The sequence below is a fragment of the Cecembia lonarensis LW9 genome, assembly GCF_000298295.1.
Classification (GTDB): domain Bacteria; phylum Bacteroidota; class Bacteroidia; order Cytophagales; family Cyclobacteriaceae; genus Cecembia; species Cecembia lonarensis.
Genome location: NZ_AMGM01000259.1, coordinates 1 through 777 on the forward strand (window position 1 = coordinate 1; position 777 = coordinate 777).

2 protein-coding genes and 1 other RNA gene are annotated in these 777 nt (G+C 64.1%); all 3 read left to right on the forward strand.

The features are described 5' to 3' along the window. Positions 1-424 (forward strand): HNH endonuclease signature motif containing protein (locus B879_RS24065; RefSeq protein ID WP_040401592.1); only part of this gene is annotated, 424 nt, incomplete at its 5' end. Between the two features lie 67 nt (positions 425-491). Further along, an RNA gene (gene ffs / locus B879_RS24070) (signal recognition particle sRNA small type) lies at positions 492-588 on the forward strand. Positions 589-653: 65 nt separating this feature from the next. Then, positions 654-777: glutamate--tRNA ligase family protein (locus tag B879_RS24075; protein WP_202949680.1), on the forward strand; the 124-nt coding region annotated here is incomplete at its 3' end.

Genomic DNA, 777 nt, shown 5'->3' on the forward strand with positions numbered 1-777 from the left:
CAAACCATCGAAGGCGCTGCGTGATTTCCTGCGAGTGCGCGACGAACACTGCCGCTTCCCGGGGTGTCTGCGTGCCCCAGAGTTTTCCGAGTTCGACCACATCGAGGACTGGGCCGCTGGAGGAGGAACCTCGGTGGCCAATGCCCAATTGCTGTGTAAGCGACACCAAGTCTACAAGCATGTCCTCGGCTGGCAGGCGGTGCACCTGGGCAACGGGTCGTTGCAATGGCGCACCCCGCACGGCACCGCCACAGTGGAATTGCCCGATGGGCTGCTCTATCCCCGCCCTCTGGGGCCCAAGATGCCTGCGCTGCAGCTGATGCTTCCGGGAACGACCATCGATGCACCCGCCAAACGGTTGCTGGGCTGGGACGACTCCGATCAAGTTCCGCGTATCCCGGACGCCGGCCCCGAGAATCGGTGACCCTGGGGGCGTGCGGCCCAACCTCCCATGGATTTCGGGCCGGGGCCCTGTTTCGGGTAGACTATTTGACGGCCCCTCATGTGGTGTCATCCTGTTGAACTCCCCCAGGACCGGAAGGTAGCAAGGGTAGATGGGCTCTGGCAGGTGCATGAGGGGCCTTTACTATTTCCCCGCTTCCGAGCGCCGGTTCCCACCGCCTCGACGCCGGGTGTCGAGAGGGAGTGGATCCATGGGTGCCGGACGATTCGCCCCTAGCCCTTCTGGCGAGCTCCACCTGGGCAACCTACGCACCGCGATCCTCGCCTGGCTCTTCGCCCGCTCCACGAACCGTCGTTTTCTCCTGCGAATCGAAG